Below are 19,790 nucleotides of genomic sequence, written 5' to 3'. Positions count from 1 at the left end.
ATCGCCAATTCCTACACTGCGGCGTCGCGATCCGGCCGTCCGGCCGTGCACCTGGAGACACCATGAAACTGCAATCCATCCGCCGCCTGGTCCTCGGCGCCGCCGTCTGCCTGCTGGCCGCCGCCGATCCCGCGCTGGCCCAGTCCGCGCCCTGGCCGAGCCGGCCGATCACGATCGTCGTGCCGTTCGGCGCCGGCAGCGTCACCGACCAGCTGGCGCGCATCGTCGGCCAGCACCTGTCGGAATCCATGGGCCAGCCCGTCGTCATCGAGAACAAGGCCGGCGCCGACGGCAACATCGGCGCCGCCTACGTGGCCGGGGCGACGCCGGACGGCTACACGCTGCTGATGGGCGCCGCCAGTACCAACGCCATCAACCCGAGCCTGCACAAGAACCTGCGCTTCAACCCGCTGCGCGACTTCGCGCCGATCACGAACATCGCCGCCGTGCCCAACGTGCTGGTGGTCGGCCCGTCGGTGAAGGCCCGCAGCGTCAAGGACTTCGTCCAGGCCGCGCGCACGGACAAGTACAGCTACGCGTCCAGCGGCGCCGGCGGCAGCATGCACTTGGCGGGCGAGCTGTTCAAGGTGATGACGAAGACTCCGGACATCCTGCACATCCCGTTCAAGGGCGGCAGCGCCCCGGTGACCGAGGTGATGGCCGGCCGCATCAACGCAATGTTCTGCAACCTGCCGCTGTGCCTCCAGCACATCAAGGCTGGCAAGCTGACGGCGCTGGGCGTCACGTCGCCGCGCCGCACGCCGCTGCTGCCGGACGTGCCCACCATCGCCGAAGCCGGCGTGCCGGGCTACGAAGTCGAAGGCTGGTTCGGCTTCTTCGCGCCGGCCGCCGTGCCCAAGCCGATCATCGACCGGCTGAACAAGGAAGTGGTGGCGATGCTCAAGGACCCGAAGGTCAAGGAGAAACTGCTGGCGCAGGGCGCCGAGCCGGTTGGCGGAACGCCGGAGGAGTTCGCCGCCTTCGTCAGGAAGGAGCACGATCGGTGGGCGAAGATCATCGCCGAGGCCGGCATCTCGCTGCAGTAACTCCGGGAAGATCGAACATGAAGAACGCCAATCAGCTTGGCGCGCTGGAGGCTGCCCGCGCCATCGATGCGGGCACGCTGACGAGCGAGGCGCTGGTGGACGCCTGCCTGGCGCGCATCGAGGCGCGCAACGCCGACGTGCTGGCCTTCACGGCCTTCGATCGCGAGCTCGCGCTGCGCCACGCCAGGACGGCGGACGCGGCCACCGGCGGCGTGCTGCGCGGCATCCCGTTCGCCGTGAAGGACGTGATCGAGACGGTGGACTATCCCACCGCCTATGGCTCCCCGATCTACGCCGGCCACAGGCCGCGGCTGGACGCCGGCTGCGTGGCGCAGGCGCGCGAGCAGGGCGCCGTGGTGCTGGGCAAGGTCGCGACCAGCGAGTTCGCCACGCAGACACCGAGCACGACGCGCAACCCGCTGAACCTGGGCCGCACACCGGGCGGCTCGTCCAGCGGTTCGGCGGCGGCCGTCGCCGACTTCATGGTGCCGGTGGCCTACGGCACCCAGACCACCGGCTCCATCGTCCGCCCGGCCTCCTACTGCGGCGTGGTCGGCTACAAGCCGACCTTCGGCTTCATCGGCGCCGCCGGCCTGAAGCTGCTCAGCCCGATGCAGGACACCATCGGCCTGCTCACGCGCACGGTGGCCGACGCGGCGTTCTTCGCGTTTGGGGTGCACGGCACCAAGCTGGTGGCCCAGGACGACGTCCGCCCGCGGCTGGCCGTGTGCCAGTCGCGCCAGTGGGAACATGCCAGGCCGGAGATGGCGCGCGCCGTCGAGCAACTGGCTGCTGACGCGCAGCGACAAGGCGCCACCGTCAGGCGCGTCACGCTGCCGGCGGAGATCGAGGACCTGGTCGAGATGCAGATCCGGCTGTTTGCCTTCGAGGCGCGGCAGTCGCTGGCGCACGAGCGCCAGCACGATGCCGGCCAGTTCAGCGAGCGGCTGAAGCAGCGCCTGGCGGGCGGCATCGGGATCACGCCGGCCGACTACCTGGCGATGCGCCGGCGCGCGGCGCAGGCGCGCATCACCATCCAGGCGCTGTTCCAGGACGTCGACGCGCTGCTGTATCCGCCGGCCGAAGGCGAAGCAGACGCCGGCCTGGCCGACTCCGGTTCGCCGCGCTTCGGCGCGCTGTGGTCGCTGCTGCACCTGCCGTGCGTGTCGTTCCCGGTCACCCGCGGCCCGCAGGGACTGCCGCTGGGCGTGCAGGCAATCGGCGCCTACGGCGACGACCAGCGGCTGCTGTCCGTGGCAGCGTTCCTGAGCGAGGTGGCCCGGTCGCGGTGATCCGGGCTCGGGCGCGGGTTACGGCAGCAGCCCGCGCTTTCTCAGCATCGAATCCACCTGCGGGTCGCGGCCGCGGAACGCGCGGTACGCCTGCGCCGGCTGGTGCTTGCCGCCGGTGCTGTAGATGTGGCGGTGCAGGCGCTCGGCGGTGTCGCCGTGGAACGGGTCGCCGGCTTCGGTGAAGGCGTCGAAAGCGTCCGCCTCCAGCACCTCGGCCCACATGTACACGTAATAGCCGGCCGCGTAGCCGCCGGCGAACAGGTGCTGGAAGTGGGTGAGGTGGTGCCGCTGCCCGATGTCCTCCGGCACCCCGAGCGCGCGCTGTTGCTGCGCCTCGAATTCGCCGACGTCCACCGGCGTGCCGGCCGGCAGGCTGTGCAAGGCCATGTCGATGAGCGCCGGCCCGGTGTACTGGATCGTCGCCCAGGCCTGGTCGAACTGGCGCGCCCGCAACAGCTTTTCCAGCAGCGCATGCGGAATCGGCTCGCCGGTGCGCCAGTGGCGGGCGTGCCGCTCCAGCACCTGCGGCTCCAATGCCCAGTTCTCGAACAGCTGCGACGGCAGCTCGACGAAGTCGCGCAGCACGCGGGTGCCCGACAGGCGCTCGTGCCGCACCTGCGACAGCAACCCGTGCAGGCCGTGGCCGAACTCGTGGAACAGCGTGCGCACGTCCTCGAACGACAGCAGCGTCGGGTCGGCCTTGGCGAAGTTGTTGTTGTTGGCCACGATCGGCAACGTGCCGCCGTCGATCTCCGACTGGCTGCGGTAGACGTTCATCCACGCGCCGCTGCGCTTGGTCGGCCGCGCGAAGTTGTCGCCGAGGAAGACGCCGAGCAGTTTGCCCGTCCGGTCGTGCACCTCCCACAACCGCACGTCGGGGTGGTAAAGGGGCGCGCCGGGCCGTTCCACGAAGCTGAGGCCGAACAGGCGGCCGGCCACGTCGAACATGGCGGCGATCATGTTGTCCAGCGAGAAATAGGGCTTGAGCTCGGCGTCGTCGAGGTCGAAGTCCTGCTGCCGCACCTTTTCGGCGAGATACCGCCAGTCCCAGGCCGCGATCGGCGTGGGCTCGCCAAGCTGCCGCGCCATCGCGGTGAGACGCTCGCGGTCCTGCGCCGCCCTGGCCTTGGCCGGCTCCCAGGCTTTTTCCAGCAGCTCCAGCACGGCGCCGGTGTCCTGGGCCATGCGGTCGGCGAGTGCGTAATCCGCGTAACTGGCGTACCCGTGCAGCGCGGCCAGCTCCTGGCGCAACGCGACGACGCGCGCCGCCACGGGCCGGTTGTCGTGCTCTCCCGCATGGGCGCCGCGCTCGACGCGGCCGCGCCAGACTTTCTCGCGCAGGTCGCGCCGCGTCGAGAAGGTGAGGAAGGGCTCGGCCAGCGACGGCGACAACGTGACCACATGGGCGCCGGCGGGCAGCCCGCGCTCCGCCGCGGCATTGCGCGCTGCCGCCCGCACCGGCTCGGGCAGGCCGGCCAGGTCGGTTTCACCTTGCAATGGCAGCACCCATCCGGCTTCTTCCGCGAGCAGGTTCTGCGCGAAGCGGGTCGTGAGTTGCGCCAGTTCCTCCGTGATGCGGCCCTGCCGCTCGCGCGCCTGCCCGGTCAGCGTGGCCCCCGCCAGCACGAAGTCGAAGTGGATGCGATCGAGGAGCTGCAGGTCCTCGTCGTCAAGGTCCAGTTCGTGGCGCCGCGCATGCAGCGCGGCGATCCGGGCGAACAGCCCTTCGTGCATGGAGATCGCGTTCTCGTGCGCCGCCAGGCGCGGCGCCAGCTCGCGCTGCACCGCCTGCAGGGCGGAGCTGGTCTCGCTGGCGGCGAGGTTGTGGAACAGCAGGTCGATGCGCGTGTACATCCGGCCGCAGCGGTCGAACGCCTGGACGGTGTTGTGGAAGGTGGGCGGCTCGGGCTGGTTCGCGATGGCGTCGATCTCGGCGAGCTGCTCGCGCATCGCCTGCTCGAAGGCGGGTTCGAAGTGTTCCGGACGGACCTCGCGAAAAGGCGGCAGGCCGTAAGGGGCGGTCCAGTCGGCAAGGAGGGGGTTGGCGGCAGGGGGCATCGGGCGATTCTGCCCGGGCTGCGGAAGCCCCGGCCGCGAAAAAAGAATCGGCGGCCCCGCGCAAACGGCCCGGCTCGGCCAGAATCCGATTCCCTCCGCGCTGCGTACCAGCAGGACAACTCAACCGGAATTGGACGATGACCGGCGATTTCGACGACAGACAGGTGATGGCACTGCTCGCCCGCGTGGCGGCGCGCCAGGACGCCGGCCGGCGCCCTGGCGATGCCGAAGCGGCGCTGCGGCAGTTGTACGACCTGGTCGGAGGCCGGTTGTACGGCGTCGCGTTGCGGGTGGTGGGCAACCGCGAGTGGGCCGAGGACGTGCTGCAGGAGACCTTCCTGGGCATCTGGCGCGTCGCCGGCGACTACAGCAGTTCGCTCAGCCCGCCGATGGCCTGGCTGGGCCTGATCGCCCGCAGCCGCGCGCTGGACCTGCTGCGCCGCCGTGCCAGCGAGCGCGCCGATGCCGGCGTCGAGCTCGACGGCGTGGTCGCCGAGACGGTGGCCGGCGATTCGGCCGACCCCATGGACACCGCCCAGGCCAGCGAGCAGGCGTGGGCGGTGCACGAATGCCTGCGCAAGCTCGAGGCCAGGCAGCGCGAACTGGTGAGCCTCGCGTATTTCCGCGACCTGAGCCACAGCGAGCTGGCGGCACGGCTGCGCCTGCCGCTGGGGACCGTCAAGACCTGGGTGCGGCGCGCGCTGGAACAGTTGCGCGGTTGCCTGGGTGGGTACGCGTAGGAGCGCCGCATGAACCTGACGCGTTCTCCCGAACTGATCGACCGGCTTGCCGCCGCCTACGCGCTCGGCACCTTGCGCGGGGGCGCGCGGCGGCGCTTCGAAGCGATCGCCCGCCAGAGCCCCGCGGTGCGGGCGCAGGCCCTCATCTGGCAGGAGCGGTTCGCCAGCATGACCGAACTCGCCCCGGCGCAGGAGCCTGACGCCAACGTGTGGAAGCGCATCGAGAACCTGCTGCCGGCGCAGGAGGCGCCGCGGCCGGCCGGCGAGCAGCCGGCGGTGCTGGAGCGGTTGCGGCGGCTCGTGTCGCTGTGGCGCGGCGCCGCGCTGGCGGGCGCCATGGTGGCGGTGGTCGTCGCCGTCGTCGGCGGCCAGCTCGCCGCGAACCTGCAGCGGCAGGAGGCGGCACTGGCCGAGGCGAGCCGCCAGCGCGACGCGCTGACGGCCCAGTTGCAGGCGGCGCCGCAGGTGCAGTACGTGGCCGTGCTTGCCGACGACCGGCAGGCGCCGGCGATGCTGGCGACCTTCGATCCGAAGCACAACACGCTGACCCTGAAGCGGGTTGGCGGGGTGCAGGCGGGGCCCGATCGCTCGCTGCAGCTGTGGGCCTTGCCGCCGGGCGCGGCGCCGCGCTCGCTCGGCGTGCTCGGTGACGAGCAGGTGCTGCGGCTGAGCCTCACCGAGCAGCAGGTGCGCGAAGTGCCGGCGCTGGCGATCAGCCTGGAGCCGCGCGGCGGGGCACCCGCCGGCAGCGGCCCGACCGGCCCGGTGGTGTCCAAGGGCGCGCTGCTGCAGACGGCGCTCTGACGAAGTCCCTGCCGCTGGCGTGGGCAAGCCGCAGCCACATCCGATCGCGCCGGGCGCGCGTATTCAGACCACCTCCAACCCGAAAGGTCTGAACATGAAGCGCTTTCCCAACCTGATCCTGTGCGCCGCCCTGGCTTGCGGCGCCGCAGCCGCGCAAGCCGGCACGCACGTGCGTGCCGCCGACCTGCCGCGGATCTCCAACGGCGGCACCGGGTTCATCGGCGTCACCGATTCGGCCGCCATGGCTCAGCGGCCCGTAACGGCCCAGTGGAACACCGCCACCAGCACGATCCCGCTGCGCGCGGGCGAGGCCAGCACCATGGTCGACGGCCGTCCCAACGCGAATCCGGAGGCACCCATGCCGCACGGCATGGCCGGCCAGCCGATGCAGCACTCGCTGCGCTCGATGGGCGGCAGCGGCGGCCCCATGACCGACCGTCCCGCGGGCGCGCACGCCGGTTGGGGCACTCCGGACTGACCCCAGCCTGCCTTTTTCCCAACCAATCCCACCGCGAGTGCACCGTCCCCGGCGCGGGTCGCCGGGGCGGCGCGTCCGGTCCACCCTTCGACAGGAGACACCATGCGAACCAAGAGAAACAAGCTGGCCCGGATGACGCTCGTCGCGCTGGCCGCGGCCGGGGCCGCGGGCCTCGGCCTTGCCGCCAGCCACCGCGAAGCGCCTTTCATCACGACCAGCCCCAAGGTCGACGCCACCGACTTCTACATGTTCCGCAGCTACGAGGGCGTGGCGCCCAACGGCAGCGGCGGGCGCGGCGACTACGTGACGCTGATCGCCAACTACCAGCCGCTGCAGGATCCGTACGGCGGGCCCAACTACTTCCAGCTCGATCCCAACGCGCTGTACGAGATCCACATCGACAACAACGGCGACGCGGCTGAGGACCTCACGTTCCAGTTCCGCTTCAACAACAGGCTCAATGACATCTCGCTGCCGGTGGGCGGCAAGAACGTCGCGATCCCGCTGATCCAGGCCGGCCCGGTCGCGGGCGTCGCCGACGCCAACCTCAACGTCACCGAGAGCTACACCGTCAACATGGTGCGCGGCGACCGGCGCAAGGGAACGGCGTCGGCGGTGACGAAGACGGGCGGGGCGACCGCGTTCGAGAAACCGGTGGACTACATCGGCGTCAAGACGCTGGGCGACGCGGCAGCCTATGCGGCGTATGCGGCCAGGCACGTCCACGAGGTGAAGATCCCCGGCTGCGGGGCCGGCAAGGACATGGGCCGCGTGTTCGTCGGGCAGCGGCAGGAGGGCTTCGCCGTCAACCTCGGCCCGATCTTCGACCTGGTCAACGCGCCGTTGTCGGTGATCACGAACCCGGCCAACATCAATGCCGCCGCGGCCAACTCGATCCAGAACAAGAACGTCACCTCGATCGCGCTGGAGGTGCACAAGGACTGCCTCACCGCCGGCAGCGAACCGGTGATCGGCGGCTGGACAACGGCCAGCCTGCGCCAGGCGCGGCTGCTCTCGGGAGCGCCGGCCGCCGGCCTGCAGGCCAGCGAGAAGCCGGGCGGACCCTGGGTCCAGGTGTCGCGCCTGGGCCAGCCGCTGGTCAACGAAGTGGTGATCGGGCTGAAGGACAAGGACCGCTTCAACGCGGCCAAGCCCAGGGGCGATGCGCAGTTCCTCGACTACGTCACCCATCCCACGCTGCCGCCGCTGCTGGGGCTGGTGCTGGCGGGCAACGCGGCCGGTTTGGCGCCGACCAACCTGCCGCGCACCGACCTGGCAACGGTGTTCCTCACGGGCATCACCGGCGTCAACAAGCCGGCCACGGTCACGCCGTCGGAGATGCTGCGGCTGAACACGGCCATCGCGCCGGTGCCGTTCGCCAGCCAGAACCGGCTCGCCATCGTCGGCAGCCTGAAGAGCGCGCCGGCCGGCAGCGACTTCGCGGGCTTTCCGAACGGCCGGCGGCCCAAGGACGACGTGGTCGACATCGCGCTGGTGGCGATGCTGGGGGGCCTGTGCGTGGCCAATGGCGACAACGACGCGCTCAAGTTGAACTCCATCCCGGGCGTGCCCGGCGTCACGTCGGCCTGCAAGCCTTCCAGCGTGCCGGCCGGTGCCGCTTCGCTGGACGTGCACGACGCGGTCGACCAGGCCGTGGTGCCGCTGCTGCCCGGCTTTCCGTACCTCAACACGCCGCTGCCGGGGTCCAAATGAACGCGCACGCAGTCTTCATGACGAACCGTTCCTGGCGCGCGCTGCTCGCCGGCGCGGCGGGTGCGGCGCTGCTCTCGGCGTGCGGCGGTGGCGGCGGGGACGCCCCCCCAGCCGTGGTCGACACGCCGGCGGCGACCAGCGAGGTGCCGGCATCGGCGCAGGCCAGCGCGGCGGGCGCCGTGGCGTTCGTGCGGCAACTGGCCGCGACGCGCGACGACGGCGCGGAGCCGATCCGAGTCGGCGACGCGGTGCTGGGCACCAGCGAAACCGACGAGCCGGTGGAGCTTTGACGATGCATGCCGCGCGCGCTGCGCTCCTGGCGCTGCTTTTGGGGTGCGCCGCGCCGGCGTGGAGCCACGACAGCTGGCTGGCCGTGGAGCGCCCGGCCGCGGGCGCGGCGCGCGCGACGCTCGAACTGGCCACCGGCAACCGCTTTCCCGTCCAGGAGGTGGCCCCGGCGCTGGACAACGTCGCGCGGGCCGGCTGCAGCGACGGCCGCGGGACCATGGCGCTGGCGGCGCGGCGCCACGATGAACGCTCGCTCGAAATGGAGGTGGCCGCGGCCGGCGGGCAGGCAGCGCTCGCGTGCTGGGTGGAACTCGGCGCGCTGGACATCGAACTGGAGCCGCGGCTGGTGCAGGTGTATTTCGACGAGATCCGTGCGCCGCAGCCGGTGCGTACGGCCTGGGCGCGGATGCACGAGCGCGGCGTGCGCTGGCAGGAGCGCTATCGCAAGTTCGCGCGCATCGAGCTGGCCGGCGGGCCGGCGCCAGCCGCGGCTCTGGCAGCGGCCCGGCAACCGGTCGGGCTGGACCTCGAGATCGTGCTGCTCGGCGGCGAGCCGGTCCGCGCCGGCGAAGCGCTGGCGTTCCAGGTGCTTCGCGACGGCCAGCCGCTGGCGGGATTTCCGGTGGAACTGGTCTCCGACCGCAGTCCGGTGGGCATCTGGCGCACCACCGATGCGCGAGGCCGGCTGCAGCACCGCCTGCCGTTCGCGGGGCAATGGCTGTTGCGGGGCACCGACCTGCGCCTGTCGGCCACTCGCCGCGACACCTGGGAGAGCCGCTTCGCGACGCTGGTCGTCGAGGTGCCGGGCGGCGATTGACGGCCGCCGCACACGCGCGAATCTCTGCGCTGCGTCCTACACGCGCCGTCGCGCCGTGCCGGCGGGCCGTCGGCCGCCCGCGGCCGACCATGCAGCATGGCCAACCATCTTCCCGAACAACCGAACCAGCCCCAGCCGGTGCCGCCCGTGCAGCCGGAGCCGACGCCCAACGACCCCAAGCCGATGCCCAAGCCCATGTAACCGGCACGGTGGTACGCGGCAGGGGGCGCTGCTGGCCTCCTGCTATCGTGTGGCATGGAACTCGTGCGACTTGCGCTCGTCGCCGGAGCGCTTCTTTCCGCCGCCGTGGCGGCCGACGCCGCCCCGGCGGCACAGCCCGTCCGGCCTTCCGCGCGTCTGTTGCACGAACTGGCAAGGTCCGACGACCTGAAGGCGTTCACGACGAGCGCGCTCACCCGCCCGGCGGAGGGCGGCTATTTCTACGCCCGCTACGTGGCGAACATGTGCGGCCGCGACTGGGCGGTCATCACGCGCTACGGCCAGGCGGCCGTCGAGCCGGAGATCCGCGCGAGCGGTCCGCTGCCCGCGTGGCGGGTCGAGATGATGCAGAACCTGCCGCGCCGGTGTGCGGGCTTCGCTCCCGGCGAAGCGGGCGCCATCCTGGCCGATCTCAAGAGCAGGCCGGACCTCCTCGAGGACCCCTTGCTGTCTGCCGAACGCGAGCTGGTCGATGCGTCCAGGGCAGGCCGCCACGCCGCGTTGCGGTCGGCCGTCAGGAGGCTCATCCAGCTCGACGATCCCGTGCTATGGACGGAGCGCCGTCTGTGGGACCGCGTGGCCCAGTCGGACCCGCGCACGCGCGGGCGGGGCGGGTACTTCTTCGACCGCAAGGTGTACCAGGGCGATGACCCGAAGTTCCTGGAGATCGCCCTCGCGCTCGAGATCGCGTTCTGCCAGCCCGATCTGCCTTGCGCGCCCGACGACGAGTTGAGCGTCGTCTGCGCCACCGGTGGCGACTGCGCTCCGGACCGGTATGCGAGGTCCAGGAGTTTCTACCTCGCGAACGGCGGTTCCGAAAAAGGATGGCCGCGGGTGCTGGCCCTGGTGCGGCGGATCCAGAACGCATTGCGCACCGGCGACGTGGCCATGTTCGTGCGTTAGCCGGCGCGCTTGCGCGCCACGAGCGCCTCGATCGTGGCAAGCTGCTCGGCGAGGGGCTGCTCGGCCGGCAGCACGACCGGCGCCGGGCCCTTGCATTCTGGCGGCGCGCCATCGCGGCTGCCCTTGGCGTAGGCCGCCCAGTGTTTCAGCTTCCATCGGTCCAGCGGATTGCCGCGCTGCTCGACCCGCCGCCGCCGCTCGGCGTCGGACAGCGACATCCACACGACCACGGAGGGCACGGCGGGCAGGCCCAGCTGCTCGGGCTGTTCCAGCAGGCCGGCCACCAGTTCGCGCGTCCATGGCCCCGGCAATGCGACGGAGCCGCCGAGCCGGAGTTGCTCGTCGGCCAGTTGCAGCGTGGCGCGGTAATCGAGGTCGCGCACTTCCTGCTTGAACAGCGGGCTGTCGCGGTCGTTCGGATCGGCGCCCATCAGCTCCAGGATGCGCGGCCCGTGCTGGCCGCCCACGAGGTCCTTGTCGATGAGGGTCCAAGGATCGCCGCGCTGGAGGCGGTGGCGCACCCATTCGCGCGCCAGCGTGCTCTTGCCGCAGGCGGCGGGGCCGGTGATGAAGAGCACCACCGGGGGCGGCGGCGCGGCGGGGGAAGTGGCGGAAGAGGCTTGGGAGGTCACCGGACGAGCATACGTCTTTCGCCTCCGGCGCGGGGCGCCGCCGCAGCCGCTACATCTTCGCGTCCTGCGTCGTGCCGCCGGTCAGGTCGGCCATGTCCACGCGCACTTCCGCGAAGCGCAGCACCTTCCCGCCGTACTGCGCGGCGAAGGTTCGCGCGTCGGCCTCCACGGCGAAACTGGCATAGGTCGGGCCCATCGAGCCGCGGCGCTTGCTGCCGCCCACGTAGAACCCGGCCCTGGCATCGAACCAGTGGCCGCGCGGCTGCTCCCAGTCGGCCTTGGCCATGTCCTGCACGAACACGGCGCGCACCGGCTTGACCTGCTCGGGCGCCAGCAGCGTCGCGAACATTTCCCTGGTGTCGCAGCAGAACACCGGCGGCGCCGAGCCGACGTAATGGATCTGCGCCTTGGGCCCGGGATAGTCGGCCAGCAGCATCCCGTCGAGGTCGCAGGTGGTGGCCGGGTCGATCTCGACCGGGGCCAGCACGGTGGCCGATCCGGCCTCGGTGCAACCCAGCAGGCCGGCCAGGGGCGCGGCGCAGGCGGCGAGCAGCAGGTGGCGGCGGGTCGGTGTCATGGGCGGAATCTCCAGGTGGCGATCCCCAGCGGCGCGGCGATCCAGGCCAGCATCACCAGCGCCATCAGCCAGGGCTTGGCCAGGGCGCCGGGGACGATGCTGGTCAGGCCGTACAGGCTGCGCATGTCGTCCAGGGAAAAGATGTTGAGGATGCGGAACACGTCCGCCGGGTTGAACAGCAGCAGGTAAGGAAACCAGTGGCCGGCCGCCTCGCCGCCGCCGGCCACCAGCAGGCCCAGCAGCAGCAGGTCGAACACCAGCACGAAGAAAAACCACAGCGCGATGGCCAGGCCGGAAGCGCGCGTGCGGTCGCGCGCCAGGACGGAAAGCATCACCGCCAGGCTCAGGAAAGCCAGGCCCAGCAGCACCGAGCTGAACATGAAGCCGAGAAAAGGCTCCAGCCCCGCCATGCCGATCTGCCCCGCCAGCAGCAGCGCGACCAGCCCGAAGCCGGCGAGCGTCGACAAGGTGAGCGCCGCCGCCAGCCCGAGGTACTTGCCCATGAGCACTTCGAGCCGGGTGACCGGCAGCGCCAGCAGCAGGTCCAGCGAGCCGCGCTCGCGCTCGCCGACCACGGCGTCGAAACCCAGCAGCAGCGCGATCAGGGGGATCAGGTAGATCACCAGGCTGACCAGGCTGGCGATGGTGGCCTCGATCGAGCGCAGGCCCACGGCGCCTTGCTGCGCGCCGCCGAAATAGGCGATGACGAGCGCGAAGACGGTGAAGACCAAAGCGACGGCGAGCACCCAGCGGTTGCGCAGGCGGTCGCGCAGTTCCTTGAAGGCGATGGTGAGGATCGGTTGCAGTTCCATGGCTTGTCCTCAATCGGCGCAGCCGAAGAACACGTCCTCGAGCGATGGCTCGTGGACCTTGAGATCGAGCACCGCGGCGCCCAGCGCCAGCAGCGCGGCCAGCACCGGCATCTTGGCCTCGCGCGCGCAGCGGGCCTGCAGGTGCGTGCCTTGCCATTGCGCCTCGCTTACCGGCAGTGAGGCCAGCGCGTCGCGCACGGCGGCCGCGCCCGATTCGCTGGCGCGCACTTCCAGCAGCAGCGGCAGCGCCATGCGCTCGCGCAGTTGCTGCACGCTGCCCAGTGCCTGCACCTTGCCCGCGGCCATGATGGCGAGGCGGTCGACGCGCTCCTGCAACTCGGCGAGGATGTGCGAGGTGATGACCATGGTCACACCCTCGGACTGCAGGCCGCGCAGCGTGGCGTAGAAGGCGCGGATCGCCTCCGGGTCCAGGCCGGTGGTGGGCTCGTCGAGGAACAGCACTTGCGGCCGCCCGAGCAGGGCCTGCGCGAAGCCGAGGCGCTGTCGCATGCCCTTGCTGTATTCGCGCACGGCCCGGCTTGCGGACTCCGTGAGGCCGACCCGCTCCAGCGCCGCTTCGCAGTCGTTGCGATGCGCACCTTTCAGGCGGGCCATGAAACGCAGCGTCTCCAGGCCGCTGAGGTTGTCGTACAGCACCACGTTCTCGGGCAGGTAACCGATGCCGCGGCGCGCGCTGCGGAAGTCGCGGCCCCCGACGGCCGATCCCTGGATGCGGATGTCGCCCGCGCTCGGCGTGACCAGCCCCAGCATCATCTTGAACAGCGTGCTCTTGCCGGCGCCGTTGTGGCCTATCAGGCCGAACACCTCGCCGCGCGGGATCTCCAGGTCGACGCCGTCGACGGCGCGCACCGCGCCATAGCGCTTGCTCACGCCGCGCAGGCTGACCGCCGGTGCCGCCGTGTCAGTGCTGCCTTGCATTCCAGTCCTTCCAGTTCGGGTGAGTCGGCGTCATGCGCGGCTTCGTGTCGACGACGCTCGGGGCGCGCAGCACCGGGAACTGCTGGCTCACCAGGCGCAGCGCCTGCACGGCGGGGCTCGCGAGCAGCAGCCTGACCATCGGGTGCCGCCAGGTCAGGCGGTCGACGATGTCGTTGGCTTCGTAGGGAACGTCGCCGCGGCCGTCGCCGTCGCGATCCCAGCCGAGGTAATTGCCCCAGTGGTTGCCCACCGTGCCGCCCCAGGCCTCGTCGCGCGCGCCGACGTAGCGCACCTGTTCGCGATTGGCGATGAAGTCGTTGCGCTCGACCTGGTTGCGGGTCGAGCCGGCCGACAGGTGCACGCCGACCTGGTTGCCCACCACCAGGTTGCCGGTGAGCTTCGCGTATTCGACGTCGTAGATGAAGAAGCCGCGCGCGTTGCCGGCGACCACGTTGTTCTCGATCACCGAGTCCTGCAGCGTCCGCAGCATGATGCCGTGGTCGGTGTTGCCCCAGGCCCGGTTGTTGCGGATCACCTGGTCGCGCACTTCCATCAGCGCCAGCCCGCCGCGGTTGGAGTAGCTGTCGTTGTCCTCCCACAGGTTGCGGTAGGAGTTCATGTAGTGCGTGCCGTAGCGGCTGTGGTGCAGGCGGTTGCCGCGGAACACCGCGTCGTGCGACACGTCCACGTACAAGGCGTCGCGCACGAAGCTGATGCGGTTGCCGACGATGCGGGCGCCCTTGGTGTTGTACAGCTGCACCCCGTTGCCGCGCTGGGAAGAGCCGTAGTCCCGCTTGCCGACGATCAGGTTGTGCTCGATGCGCACGTCGTCGGCCTTCTCGATCCACAGCCCGAACAGGTTGTAGACCAGGTCGGTGCGGCGCACCACGGCGCGGTGCGAGCCGGGCGAGAGATAGATGCCCGCGTTCTGCTGCAGCAGGCTGTCGCCGGAGTCGCGCACGATCAGCCCTTCGATGGTGACGTCCGGCGCCGTGACGCGGATCGTGTCCCCCTGCAGCCCGCCGCTGATCGTCGGGCGGCCGATGCCGCGCAAGGTGAGCGGCTTGGCGATGACCAGGTTGCCGGGATACTGGCCGCGCTGCACCTCCACCACGTCGCCGGCCGCCGCGCGGTCGATCGCCGGCTGGATCGCCTGCCCCGGCTGCACCGTCCATGTGGCCGCGGCCAGCGCCAGCGGCGCCGCGCACGCGAGCGCCGCCAGCCGCGGCAGCAGGCGGGCGAGGCGGCGCGCCAGGAGGTTCATGCGGTCACCACCAGCAGGCCCAGCGACTTCAGCGCGAGGAACAGCGTCGCGCCGATCAGGAGGTTCTTGAACAGGACGTAGCAGACCATGTCCATGATCGTCGCGACGCGGTAGCGGCGGCCCCACCACGGTCCGTCCTTGACGTAGCGCTTGGCGTTCAGCCGGATCAGCACCTCGTAGACGCTCCAGGCGAACCACCAGGCGATGATCGCCGCGGCGCGCAGCTCGCCCATGCCGGCCAGCACCCAGGCGGTCGTCACGGCGATGGCCAGCGCGATGCTGAGCACGCGCCAGGCGCGGTGCGGGATCGGCGCGCCGCGGCGCCAGGGCCAGACGTGGTCCCAGAGCTCGGCGCACAGCCAGCCGCAGACGCCGGGCTGGCCGGCGGCATACGACGGCTGCGCCGGATCGGTGGGCATTCGGGGGTCGACCATGGTGCTACTTCAGTCGGGCTTGACCGGGTGGATGGGAATGAAATAGCCGTCGCGGCCTATGCGCGTCAGCGGCAGGCCGTCGCGCTCCCGGTGCTTGCGCTCCCTGGCCAGCGGCGGGCAGGCGTGGCTGTCGGTGTACAGCACCATGCAGTCCAGGCAGTGCAGGCACTCGCGGTGGTCGATGCGGCCGTCGGCGTCGATGGCCTGCGCCCCGCAACCGGTGGCGCAGGCCTTGCAGGTGCTGCATTCCTGCTTGCGGCGCAGCCCGAACCAGCGGAAGGTCGACGGCATCGCCAGCGACGCGCCGAGCGGACAGAGGTACTTGCAGTAGGGCCGCTCGACGAAGATCGACACACCCAGGATGGTCGCGACGAACAAGGTGTACGGCCACGAGCGTTCGAACCAGCCGACCAGGAAGGTGGTCTTGAACGGCTCGACCTCCGCCAGCATCTCGGCCCGGCCCATCGAGAACATCGAGACGCCCAGCAGGCCGAGGAACACGCCGTACTTCACCCACTTGAGCCGGTCGTGCCAGGCCCGCGGCAGCGCGCGCTGGAAGCGGCGCAGGCCGATCGCGCCGCCGACCTTGTACAGCAGCTCGGACAGCGAGCCGAACGGGCACAGCCAGCCGCAGAACAGGCCCCGGCCCCACACGAACACGGTGAGGATGATGAAGATCCAGAACAGGAAGACGAAGGGATCGCTCAGGAACAGCTCCCAGGTCCACTGGAACAGCAGGGCGTGGAACCAGGTCAGCACCTGCGTGATCGAGGGCTGCGCCATCAGGTGGAAGCCGACGAAGGCGATGCTGATCACCCAGGCGCTGTACTTGAAGGCGTTGACCGGCCACTTGTTCCTGCGCGTCGCGCGGCGCGTGAGCTGGTCGCGCAGCGCGTACACCACGGCGACGGCGACCAGCAGTCCGGCGAACAGCGCGATCTCGACGGCGCGCGACTTCCAGACCTTGACCCAGGCCGCGTCGGGTTCGTCGATCTCGGGCCGGCCGCCTTGCAGCGCCCAGTCCGGCAGCCAGTACGGCGCGTCGAAACTGGCAAAGCTGCGGGCGCCGGTGGCGCGGTCGACGCGGTTGCCCAGGAAGCTCAGTTTCCAGGGATAGGCCGCGGAAAACGAGGGCGAGCGGACGATGAAGATCGCCGACTCGGTGAAGCGCGGCGCGCCGGCGGCTTCCAGTCCGTAGAGGTTGAGGTAGTCGAGGTCGCGGAAGGTAAAGCTGTCCATGCCCTGGCGCAGCTGCACCCGGTCGTAGATGCCGCCGCGCACGAAGCCGGAGCCCTTGAACGATTCGGTGCCTTCGGTGCGGATGATGAAGATGGCGTGCTCACCCGGCTTGAGCCGCGACATCAGGCTTGACCAGCCGGCCGCGCCGAGCAGCGCGCGGCCGATGTCGGGATGGTTCAGGTAGCCGAACCACAGCTCGATGAAGGGCGCGCCGCGCCCTTCGAGGCCGACCTGCGCCGGCTGTACCGCCAGGCGCTGCACCGCGCCTTCGTCGGCCAGGGAGGCCCAGTCGAGCGTGCGTTTCGTTTCGGCGAACTTCGCCTGCGCGCGCACCGTGGGCGCGAGGATGCCGGTCTGGCGCGCGACGGCAGCGCCGGACATGGTCATGACCTGGTTCTGCGCGATCACCGTGACGGTGGCGCCGGAGATCGCGTCGATGCCGACGACGCCCTCGTCGGGGCGCGACGGGCCGACCTCGAGCTTGTCGCCGACGAACTTGCCAAGGTACTGGTCGTTGAATTTCGTGAGGGCGGTCTCGGGGATGCCCAGCAGCAGGATCGGCTCGGAGTGCTTGAGGACCTTGACGCCCACGAACCGGCCCTTCAGGTCCATGCCGATCAGCGTGACCACGGGCTTGCCGGAATAGGCGGGCGTGTCGGTGATGTCGGTCGAGAGCATCACGTACCCGAGCAGCTTGCGCTGGCCCTGGACGTCGGCAAAGGCTTCGACGTACGGCGGCTGGCCCTTGCGCTCGGAAAACGACGTCGCGCCGGGGAACACCTCGGCGCAGGGCGCGTAGTCGCACAGCCGCTTCGCGCCATGGATCTCGGCTGGCAGCTCGGCTTCGTAAGCGGTGGCCCAGGCGGCGTGCAGGCCGGACAATGCGGCGGCCGCCACGCACACGCGCAGGAGGAACGACAGGAAATTCATCGGGGGGGCTGGGCCCCCGCGCGCCGCGGCGCGCGGGGGAGGCTGGCAGCGTCAGGCTTCGACGATCATGCGGCTGCGCATCTCGAGGTGCAGCGCATGGCAGAAGTGGGTGCAGTAGGCCCAGAACACGCCGGGTTTGTCGGCGATGAAGGTGACCGACTTGGTCTCCTGCGGATTGACGATGAAGTTGACGTTGTACTTCGGGATCGCGAAGCCGTGCGTCAGGTCCTGCACCTTGTCCAGGTTGGTGAGGATCAGCGTGACCTCGTCGCCCTTCTTCACCTTGAACTCGCGCAGGCTGAAGGCCGGCGCCAGCGAGGTCATCTTCACCGTGACCTTGCGGCCGTTGCGAACGACGCCGCTTTCCTTCGGGTCCTTCACGGCGTTCGGGAACTCGTCGAGGCTGTAGACCTGCTTGGGCTTGAGCAGCTCGCGCTTGAAGATGATGAAGTCGTGCGGCTCGCCGCGCACCGGGTGGTCGGCGACCAGCACCATCTTCTCGCCGGAGATGTCGATCAGCTGCTCGTTCTCCGGATGCAGCGGCCCGGCCGGCAGGAAGCGGTCCTTGGAGAACTTGCAGCCCACCGCCAGCCACTTGCCGTCGGCCGCCACGGTCTCGGACTGCGATGCGTTGACGTGGCCAGGCTGGTACTGCAGGTCGAGGCGGTCGACCACGTACCTGGCGTTCTTGTCGCCGGCGTGGAACTTGATCGCGGCCTCGACGTTCCACTTGACCAGCGCGCTGTCCAGGAACAGCGTGGTGTAGGCGTTGCCGCGGCCGTCGAAGGCGGTGTGCAGCGGGCCCAGGCCCACCTCCACCTCGGCGACGATCGCCTGGTCGATCTTCTCGAGCTTGCCGTCGAACCAGGCGAGCACCTTGGCCAGCTCGATCACGGTGCAGGTCGGCGACAGCTTGCCGGCGCAGATGAAGTACTTGCCGTCCGGACTGGCGTTGACGCCGTGCGGGTTCTTGGGAACGCTGACGTAGGCGGTCAACGCGGTGGCCGGGTCCTTGTTGGCCTCGCGCGTGCCGTCCACCACCGGCACCTTGGAGCTGCCGATCGTCTTGAACTTGCCGGCCTTCACGGCGGCCTCGATCCGCGCCACGTTGAAGAACAGGCAGGCGTCGCGCTCGGCCGACATCATGTCCTCGTACTTGACGCCGTTCTCGACGTTGTACTGGTTGGTGGCGGCCAGCTTGCCGTCGTAGGACGTGGCGGTGAGGTCGCAGTTGCCGTCGATCAGCACCTGCCAGCGCACTTCCATCGACTCCGCGTCGACGCAGGTGAAGAGCGAGCGGTACTTGTCCGCCTTCTCCAGTTCGGCGTTGCCGGGCACCAGCGGAATCTGGAACTCGGCGCCGCAGAACACGCGGGTGGTGTAGTTGATCGCGGGATCGACCGGGTCGCGCTTGTCGGGGAAGATGCCGTGGAAGCCCTGCACGTTGGGCAGCTCGGTGATCTTGTCGCAGACGAAGTAGTCCAGGCGGATGCGCGCCAGGCGGCTGTTGATCTTGTCGTTGATCCAGGCGTAGCGGCCGTCGTAGTTGCCGTCCTTGTACGAGGCGTGGGTGTGGTGCGTGTCCGCCACGGTGTACTTCAGGCTGCCGTCGGGATTGGTCCCCATGACCTGCCTGGACTCGTTGGTGATGCCCCAGCCCACCAGCGCGTCCGGCACGAAGCAGGGGATGCGGGTGATCTCGCGGCCCGAGGGCAGGCCCAGCACGCGCATGTCGCCGGTGTGGCCGCCGCTCCAGAGGCCGTAATAGGTATCGAGCTCGCCCGGCTTCAGGTGCACCGAACCGCCGTCTTCGCCGGGATTCCCGTGCGAGGCTGGCGCCGATGCCTTGGCGGCCGGCGCGCTGGCCGGCTTGTCCGAGCACGCGGCGAGGCCGACACCGGCCAGGCCGGCGATCGCCGCCGAGTTGAGAAACCGGCGACGCGGCATCTCGGGTTGCGAATCCTCAGGCTTGATGGCCCCTTCTCTCATGTCACTTCCTTGTGGTGGTCGACGAACAAACGCATGGAAGGGACCGGTCGCGGGCGACGCGACGACCCCCTGTTTTTTGAAAGGTGGATCATCCGTGCACCTTCTTGAAGATGACTTGCGTTAAGTCAAGCGTGAACGCGACCGGCGCGATTTTTCCCGCGCCGCGCACGCCTAGAATTCGCCACCGCCATTTACATCACGTCATGATGAAACACCTCGCACTCACCATCGCCATCGGTGCCGCCGCCCTGCTCGCGGCCTGCGGCAAGCAGGAACCCGCCGCACCGGCCGCTCCCGCCGCGCCTGCCGCCGCACCGGCGCCGGCCGCCGCGCCCGCGACCGCCGACAACAGCGCCGGCAAGTCGGTCTACAACAAGACCTGCGCGCTGTGCCACGCCGCCGGTGTCGCGGGTGCGCCGAAGCCGGGCGACAAGGCCGACTGGGGCCCGCGCATCGCCCAGGGCAACGACGTGCTGTACAAGCATGCGATCGAAGGCTTCACTGGCGCCAAGGGCCAGATGCCCCCGCGCGGCGGCGCCTCGTCGCTCTCCGACGACGAAGTGAAGTCGGCCGTCAATTACATGGTCGACCAGTCGCGCTGACCTTGGCTGCTGCT

Annotated in this window: 17 protein-coding genes and 1 pseudogene; 10 read left to right on the top strand and 8 right to left on the bottom strand. The window is 70.2% G+C overall.

The features are described 5' to 3' along the window. The first annotated feature begins 62 nt into the window (after positions 1–62). Both RAMLITH_RS06980 and RAMLITH_RS06975 read left to right on the top strand, forming a co-directional pair. Positions 63–1,046 carry a Bug family tripartite tricarboxylate transporter substrate binding protein gene (locus RAMLITH_RS06980; protein WP_168106666.1) on the top strand — a complete coding sequence of 328 codons (984 nt, stop codon included), beginning with the start codon at positions 63–65 and terminating at the stop codon, positions 1,044–1,046. Positions 1,047–1,063: 17 nt separating this feature from the next. Beyond that, the gene (locus RAMLITH_RS06975) at positions 1,064–2,338 is read left to right on the top strand and encodes an amidase (RefSeq protein WP_168106665.1); all 1,275 of its coding nucleotides are present in this window, start codon (positions 1,064–1,066) and stop codon (positions 2,336–2,338) included. Between the two features lie 18 nt (positions 2,339–2,356). On the opposite strand, the gene RAMLITH_RS06970 is transcribed toward RAMLITH_RS06975, so the two are convergent. Beyond that, complete coding sequence (locus tag RAMLITH_RS06970) at positions 2,357–4,396, bottom strand: M3 family metallopeptidase (protein ID WP_168106664.1); 2,040 nt, start codon at positions 4,394–4,396, stop codon at positions 2,357–2,359. Positions 4,397–4,533: 137 nt separating this feature from the next. On the opposite strand from RAMLITH_RS06970, the gene RAMLITH_RS06965 reads away from it, so the two are divergent. From RAMLITH_RS06965 to RAMLITH_RS06935, 7 genes are all read left to right on the top strand, one after another. Further along, a complete protein-coding gene (locus RAMLITH_RS06965; RefSeq protein WP_168106663.1) occupies positions 4,534–5,136 on the top strand; it encodes an RNA polymerase sigma factor in 603 nt (200 codons plus the stop codon). A 9-nt stretch (positions 5,137–5,145) separates the two neighbouring features. Next, positions 5,146–5,940, top strand: coding sequence for an anti-sigma factor (locus RAMLITH_RS06960; protein WP_168106662.1), 795 nt, complete (start codon positions 5,146–5,148; stop codon positions 5,938–5,940). Positions 5,941–6,034: 94 nt separating this feature from the next. Continuing rightward, positions 6,035–6,418, top strand: coding sequence for a hypothetical protein (locus tag RAMLITH_RS06955; RefSeq protein ID WP_168106661.1), 384 nt, complete (start codon positions 6,035–6,037; stop codon positions 6,416–6,418). Between the two features lie 102 nt (positions 6,419–6,520). Beyond that, positions 6,521–8,131 (top strand): DUF4331 domain-containing protein, encoded by a 1,611-nt coding sequence (locus RAMLITH_RS06950; protein WP_168106660.1) that lies wholly within the window; start codon positions 6,521–6,523, stop codon positions 8,129–8,131. Positions 8,132–8,148: 17 nt separating this feature from the next. Continuing rightward, the gene (locus tag RAMLITH_RS06945; RefSeq protein ID WP_168106659.1) at positions 8,149–8,421 is read left to right on the top strand and encodes a hypothetical protein; all 273 of its coding nucleotides are present in this window, start codon (positions 8,149–8,151) and stop codon (positions 8,419–8,421) included. A 2-nt stretch (positions 8,422–8,423) separates the two neighbouring features. Beyond that, a complete protein-coding gene (locus RAMLITH_RS06940) occupies positions 8,424–9,236 on the top strand; it encodes a DUF4198 domain-containing protein (RefSeq protein WP_168106658.1) in 813 nt (270 codons plus the stop codon). A gap of 255 nt (positions 9,237–9,491) precedes the next feature. Further along, positions 9,492–10,358 carry a hypothetical protein gene (locus RAMLITH_RS06935; protein WP_168106657.1) on the top strand — a complete coding sequence of 289 codons (867 nt, stop codon included), beginning with the start codon at positions 9,492–9,494 and terminating at the stop codon, positions 10,356–10,358. On the opposite strand, the gene RAMLITH_RS06930 is transcribed toward RAMLITH_RS06935, so the two are convergent. From RAMLITH_RS06930 to nosZ, 7 genes and pseudogenes are all read right to left on the bottom strand, one after another. Then, positions 10,355–10,990, bottom strand: coding sequence for an AAA family ATPase (locus RAMLITH_RS06930; RefSeq protein WP_168106656.1), 636 nt, complete (start codon positions 10,988–10,990; stop codon positions 10,355–10,357). The two genes, RAMLITH_RS06935 and RAMLITH_RS06930, sit on opposite strands and share 4 nt — an antisense overlap. A 49-nt stretch (positions 10,991–11,039) precedes the next feature. Beyond that, positions 11,040–11,567 carry a nitrous oxide reductase accessory protein NosL gene (locus RAMLITH_RS06925; protein ID WP_168106655.1) on the bottom strand — a complete coding sequence of 176 codons (528 nt, stop codon included), beginning with the start codon at positions 11,565–11,567 and terminating at the stop codon, positions 11,040–11,042. Continuing rightward, entirely contained in the window at positions 11,564–12,379 is an 816-nt protein-coding gene (locus tag RAMLITH_RS06920; RefSeq protein ID WP_168106654.1) for an ABC transporter permease, read from the bottom strand. Before RAMLITH_RS06920 ends, RAMLITH_RS06925 begins: the two co-directional genes overlap by 4 nt. A 9-nt stretch (positions 12,380–12,388) precedes the next feature. Continuing rightward, positions 12,389–13,318, bottom strand: a complete 930-nt coding sequence (locus RAMLITH_RS06915) for an ABC transporter ATP-binding protein (protein WP_168106653.1) — start codon at positions 13,316–13,318, stop codon at positions 12,389–12,391. Next, on the bottom strand, positions 13,302–14,582 hold the full coding sequence (locus tag RAMLITH_RS06910; RefSeq protein ID WP_168106652.1) for a nitrous oxide reductase family maturation protein NosD: 1,281 nt from the start codon (positions 14,580–14,582) through the stop codon (positions 13,302–13,304). Before RAMLITH_RS06910 ends, RAMLITH_RS06915 begins: the two co-directional genes overlap by 17 nt. After that, a pseudogene (locus RAMLITH_RS06900) lies at positions 14,579–17,185 on the bottom strand (4Fe-4S binding protein). The gene RAMLITH_RS06910 and the pseudogene RAMLITH_RS06900 overlap by 4 nt, the downstream one beginning before the upstream one ends. Before the next feature lie 51 nt (positions 17,186–17,236). Next, entirely contained in the window at positions 17,237–19,174 is a 1,938-nt protein-coding gene (nosZ, locus tag RAMLITH_RS06895) for a TAT-dependent nitrous-oxide reductase (protein ID WP_168106649.1), read from the bottom strand. Between the two features lie 206 nt (positions 19,175–19,380). On the opposite strand from nosZ, the gene RAMLITH_RS06890 reads away from it, so the two are divergent. Beyond that, positions 19,381–19,776 carry a c-type cytochrome gene (locus RAMLITH_RS06890; protein WP_168107185.1) on the top strand — a complete coding sequence of 132 codons (396 nt, stop codon included), beginning with the start codon at positions 19,381–19,383 and terminating at the stop codon, positions 19,774–19,776. Positions 19,777–19,790: the final 14 nt, after the last annotated feature.

Origin of the sequence: Ramlibacter lithotrophicus (genome assembly GCF_012184415.1) — a bacterium.
Lineage (GTDB): Bacteria > Pseudomonadota > Gammaproteobacteria > Burkholderiales > Burkholderiaceae_C > Ramlibacter > Ramlibacter lithotrophicus.
This window is presented reverse-complemented; position numbering and strand designations above follow the sequence as displayed.